This window comes from uncultured Catenibacterium sp., from assembly GCF_900540665.1.
GTDB lineage: Bacteria > Bacillota_I > Bacilli_A > Erysipelotrichales > Coprobacillaceae > Catenibacterium.
In genome coordinates, this window is record NZ_UQGV01000102.1 from 1 (window position 1) to 5,811 (window position 5,811).

General features: G+C 35.7%; 6 protein-coding genes. 5 read left to right on the forward strand and 1 reads right to left on the reverse strand.

All coding sequences use genetic code 11. The annotated features are described in order from the left end of the window. Positions 1-2,070 (forward strand): isoleucine--tRNA ligase (gene ileS / locus QZQ55_RS10375; RefSeq protein WP_295093082.1); only part of this gene is annotated, 2,070 nt, incomplete at its 5' end. A gap of 112 nt (positions 2,071-2,182) precedes the next feature. On the opposite strand, the gene QZQ55_RS10380 is transcribed toward ileS, so the two are convergent. Continuing rightward, on the reverse strand, positions 2,183-2,377 hold the full coding sequence (locus tag QZQ55_RS10380; RefSeq protein WP_295093084.1) for a hypothetical protein: 195 nt from the start codon (positions 2,375-2,377) through the stop codon (positions 2,183-2,185). 116 nt (positions 2,378-2,493) lie between these two features. On the opposite strand from QZQ55_RS10380, the gene QZQ55_RS10385 reads away from it, so the two are divergent. The 4 genes from QZQ55_RS10385 to QZQ55_RS10400 all read left to right on the forward strand — a co-directional run. Beyond that, positions 2,494-3,147, forward strand: a complete 654-nt coding sequence (locus tag QZQ55_RS10385) for an HAD family hydrolase (protein ID WP_295093086.1) — start codon at positions 2,494-2,496, stop codon at positions 3,145-3,147. Next, positions 3,140-3,565, forward strand: coding sequence for a DUF523 domain-containing protein (locus QZQ55_RS10390; RefSeq protein WP_295093092.1), 426 nt, complete (start codon positions 3,140-3,142; stop codon positions 3,563-3,565). Before QZQ55_RS10385 ends, QZQ55_RS10390 begins: the two co-directional genes overlap by 8 nt. 83 nt (positions 3,566-3,648) lie before the next feature. After that, complete coding sequence (locus tag QZQ55_RS10395; RefSeq protein ID WP_295093088.1) at positions 3,649-4,584, forward strand: type I phosphomannose isomerase catalytic subunit; 936 nt, start codon at positions 3,649-3,651, stop codon at positions 4,582-4,584. Positions 4,585-4,676: 92 nt separating this feature from the next. Then, on the forward strand, positions 4,677-5,811 hold a 1,135-nt coding region (locus QZQ55_RS10400), incomplete at its 3' end, for an NADP-dependent malic enzyme (RefSeq protein ID WP_295093090.1).

Sequence of the window (5,811 nt, forward strand, 5' to 3'; positions counted from 1 at the left end):
TGGACTACTACTCCTTGGACAATCCCAGGAAACCAGGCAATCTGTTTAAACCCACGTTTCACTTATGCATTAGTTAAATCTGAAAAAGGCAATCTTGTTGTCTTAGAAGAATTAGTTGATTCATTATGGGAAACATTTGGATTAAAAGAAAAAGAAATCTTAAAACGTTTCAAGGGTGAAGAATTAGAATACATCACATGTACTCATCCACTTTATCCAGAAAGAGAATCATTAGTCATCATGGGTGACCATGTTACAACTGATTCAGGTACTGGATGCGTTCATACAGCAAGTGGATTTGGTGTAGACGACTTTAACATCTGTCAGAAATATAAATTACCAGTTCTTGTAAACGTTGATGAACATGGCTGCATGATGGAAACATGTGGTGAATGGCTTGCAGGTCAGTATGTTGATGATGCAAACAAGACTGTTACAGTAAAACTAGAAGAATTAGGCGCTTTATTAAATCTTACTTGGATTACACATAGCTACCCTCATGACTGGCGTACTAAGAAGCCTATCATCTTTAGAGCAACTGACCAGTGGTTCTGTTCTATCGATAAGATCAGAGAAAAATTATTAAGTGAAATCGATAGCGTTAACTGGATCAATGAATGGGGTCATATCAGAATCTATAATATGATTAAAGACCGTGGAGACTGGTGTATCTCAAGACAGAGAACTTGGGGTGTTCCAATTCCAATCTTCTATTGTGAAGATGGTACTCCTGTTATTGATCAGAAAGTATTTGATCATGTATCTGCATTATTTAGAGAATTCGGTTCAAACGTATGGTTTGAAAGAGATGAAAAAGATCTTCTTCCAGAAGGCTATACAAACGAACATTCACCAAATGGTATCTTCAAGAAAGAAAAAGATATCATGGACGTATGGTTTGACTCAGGTTCATCACATACTGGTGTATTAGTAGAAAGAGGACTTGGTTATCCAGCTGATCTATACTTCGAAGGTAGTGACCAGTATCGTGGATGGTTCAACTCTTCATTAATTATCGGTACTGCAGTACATGGCAAAGCACCATATAAGACTGTTTTATCTCATGGTTTCACTCTTGATGGTAAGGGATTAAAGATGAGTAAGTCTGGTGGAAACGCTGTTGATCCAATCAAGACAATCAATAAATGGGGTGCTGATATCTTAAGATTATGGGCTACTACTGTAGACTTCCAGTCAGATGTACGTATCTCAGATGATATCTTAAAGAAAGTATCTGAAAGCTATCGTAAGGTAAGAAATACTATGCGTTTCTTACTTGGTAACTTAAATGATTTCAAGGATACTGATGTATTACCAGTAAATGAATTAGAACCAGTCGATCAGTATATGTTAGTTAAGCTAAATGACTTAATGGATGCATACCATAAGTCTATGGATTCTTATAACTTCTCAGAAGCAAATAAGGAAATCTTAAACTACTTCACTAATACACTAAGTGCATTCTATATGGACTTCACAAAGGATATCCTTTATATCGAAAAGGCTGATTCTACAAGAAGAAGACAGGTTCAGACAGTTCTTTATCATCATGCTAAAACAATGATGAAATTGATTTCACCAATCCTAGTCTTTACTGCAGAAGAATTACATGATCATTTCCATTGTGATGCAAAGCAGGAAGAATCTGTATTCCTAGAAGCTAAGCCTGAAAAGTTCGAAATTGAAAATGCTGATGCATTAAAAGAACAGTTCGACTTATTCATGAACTTACGTACTGATGTAATGAAGTCATTAGAAAACTTAAGAGCTGAAAAAGTAATCAACTCTAACATGGAAGGTAAGCTTACTATCACTCTTAAGGATGAATATAAGTCTTTAGCTGCATTAGAAGATTCTATGAAGCAGTTATTCATCGTCGCAAAGGTTACTTTAGATGACAATGCTGAAGGTAAAGACGAATATGAAACTTGTTTCATCAAGGCAGAAAAATTCGTGGGTGTTCAGTGTCCAAGATGCTGGAACTGGTTCGAAGAAGGCGAATTAGTAGATGGATTATGTCCAAGATGTCATGAAGTTGTAGAAACTTTACCAGCTACAGAAGAAGAATAAAAAAAGGATATGGGACGCGTTCCCATATCCTTTTATCATGCAATTAAAAAAGTCTAGAAGACTAGACTACTGACTACTTCCACGGGCAATCCTATGTTTTTTTCGCCATTAATTAATAACCACGTTTATATTCTTCGAAGCGGTCTAAAGAGTAGCCGATTAATCTTAATACGAAGATTGAAATAAAGCCTACCGCAAATAAAATATATAAATGTGTAAAGAAGCCAATCACACAGCATAATGCAAATACGATATAGCCAATAGTTGTTAAGAAATCCATATATTTATGTTCTTTTAATCCGTTCATAATTTCACCTCATTCGAATTTATTATATCATTGTGTGTAAGCGAAAACAATTAGATAATTAGACTTAAACTCATAGGATGAGAATGTTATAATGTGGATGAATTATGGAGGCAGTTATGATAAAAGGTTGTATATTTGATTTAGATGGTACATTAGTTGATTCTTTAAAGGATCTTGCAGTAAGTACAAATCATGCATTAGAGGCATGCGGTTTAGCACCACACCCGATTGAAAACTATAAACAGTATGTAGGAAATGGCGTTCTTAAACTTGTAGAGCGTGCACTTGGAGAAGAACATCAGGATTTGTTTGACCAGTGCTTACAGGAGTTCATGGATTATTATAAGAATCATTGTTTTGATTACACAGCACCTTATCCAGGGATTAAGGAATTAGTAGAGGATTTACATAAAGAAGGTATTAAGCTTGCCTGTGTCACAAATAAACCACATACAGTGGCTGAAGTGATTGTACCTAAGCTATTTGGTGATCGTTTTATTACTACATATGGGGGATGCTCAGATTATCCTAAAAAGCCAGATATCACTTCTTTGAATCTTGCATTAAAAGATATTGGTTTGACTAAGGATGAATGTGTTTTTATTGGTGATTCTAATGTTGATATAGAAACGGGAATTAACGCTTCTATGAAGACAATTGGATGCGACTGGGGATTTAGAGGAGAAGCGGAGTTAAAGGCTGCAGGCGCCACTAAAATCGCTTATAAGGCCCATGATATCAAGGAGTATGTAGACGATTGGAATAAGTAAATGCTTATGTGGCTATGATTGTACTTATCGAGGCGATTCAAATAAGCAGGAAGCGTTAGAACTTATTGATAAGAAAGGTGAAGCGGTACTTATTTGTCCTGAAGTATTAGGAGGACTCTCTATTCCTAGAGACCCTGCTGAAATAGTTTCAGAAGACCCATTATGTGTGCAGACAGTAAATGGTAAAAATGTTACAAAGGAATATGTAGAAGGAGCACAGAAGGCACTTGAAATACTCAAAGCATATGACATTGAATATGTTATTTTAAAGAGCCGTTCTCCTAGCTGTGGTCTTAATCATATTTATGATGGCTCATTTTCTCATAGAGTCATTGACGCAGATGGTATCTTCGTACGTTTACTAAAAAAAGAAGGATATAAGATTTATACAGAAGAAAACTTTCCTCACGAGTTGTAAAAAAAATACAAAGTAAGCGCAAGACTAGAAAAAAAGGAATGAATATATTAGAATATGGTTATATGAAATAGGAGGAATATATAATGGGTCATATTTTAAAAGTCCAGCCAGTTTTAAAAGAAAAAATCTGGGGTGGAACAAAATTAAGAGATGTTTATGGCTATGATATCCCAAGTGATCATACAGGTGAAGCATGGGTTATTTCAGGTCATAAGAGTGGCGATTGCCCAATCGTTGAAGGTGAATATAAAGGAAAAACAGTATCATGGATGTTTGAAAATCATCGTGAATTATTTGGTAATGTAGAAGGTGATCAGTTTCCATTACTAGTAAAGATCATCGATGCAAAACAGGATTTATCTGTACAGGTACATCCAGATAATGAATATGCGAAAATTCATGAAAACTCTTTAGGTAAGACAGAATCATGGTATGTACTACAGGCGGATGTTGGTACAGATATGGTTATGGGTCATTATGCGAAAACTAAAGAAGAATTTATTAAGGATATTGAAGAAGATAAGTATGATGAATTATTGAATCGTTTTAAAATCCATAAGGGTGATTTCTTCTATATCCCAGCAGGTACATTACATGCTATCTGTGGTGGTTCATTAATCTATGAAGCACAGCAGTCTTCAGATATCACTTATCGTGTTTATGATTATCATCGTAAGGATGATGATGGTAAAGAAAGAGAATTACATGTACAGCAGTCAATCGACTGTACAAAGGTACCAGCTGACTTAGATCAGAATAAATTATTTGTAAATACTAAATTAGACCATGGTTCTAAGACTAGATATTTAAAATGTGAATACTTAACTGTTGATCATTACCTGATTGAAGGAAGTACAGAAATCAAAAATGATGATCCATTCCAGTTAGTATCAGTCATTGATGGTGAAGGTACTGTTAATGATATGCCTATCAAGAAGGGTGATCAGTTCATCATCTGTTCTGATGTTGATCTAGTACATTATGAAGGTGGACTAGAATTAATGGTGACAACACTATAATTCATTTAAGAGCACGAAAGTGCTCTTTTATTGACTTCTTTTAAAATGCTTCGTATAATTTTGGTGTAAAAATGATGATAAGGAGAAAATTTATGGATATATATGAAAAAGCATTAGCACTTCATAAAGAACATCATGGTAAGATGGAAATCAATGTGAAGGTACCTATGGAAACAATGGAAGATTTATCTATGGCTTATACACCTGGTGTTGCACAGCCATGTCGTGAAATCCACAATAATCCAGAAACTGTTTATGATTATACATGGAAGGGTAACAGTGTGGCAGTAGTAAGTGATGGAACTGCTGTACTAGGACTTGGTGATATTGGACCAGCTGCTGGTCTTCCAGTTATGGAAGGTAAATCTATCCTATTTAAGAAATATGCGAATATTGATGCTGTTCCTCTTTGTATTGATACAAAGGATCCTCAGGAAATTATTAAGTTCTGTAAACAGATTGCCCCTACTTTTGGTGGTATTAACCTAGAAGATATCAGTGCACCACGTTGTGTAGAAATTGAAAGAACACTTAAGAAGGAATTGGATATTCCTGTATTCCATGATGATCAGCATGGTACAGCTATTGTTGTTACTGCTGCATTAGTCAATGCATTAAAGGTTGTTGGTAAGAAGCCTGAAGATGTAACAGTAGTAGTAAGTGGTACAGGTGCTGCAGGAAGTTCTATTATCCATATGATTCATGATTTAGGTGTTAAGGAAATCTATGGCTTTAATATCAACGGTATTGTGATTAAGGAAGATTATGATAAGTATGACTTCTTGACTCAGGAATTGACAGAAATCACAAACAAATCTAATAAACGTGTGACTATGGCTGAAGCAGTGAAAGAAGCAGATGTATTCATTGGTGTTTCTGCACCAGGACTTCTTACTAAAGAAATGGTACAGTCAATGAAGGAAAAGCCTGTTGTATTCGCAATGGCTAATCCAGAACCTGAAATTAAATATCATGATGCAGTAGATGCAGGTGCTGCAGTAGTAGGAACTGGACGTTCAGACTTCCCTAATCAGATTAATAACGTATTAGCCTTCCCAGGCTTATTTAGAGGCGCTTTAGATGTTCATGCGACTAAGATTACTGAAGGTATGAAATTAGCCGCTGCAAAGGGCTTAGCAAGCTTAGTAAGCGATGAAGAGTTAAATAAGGACTACATCATCCCTCGTGCGACTGACGCGCGTGTAGCAGTGACTGTTGCAAAAGCAG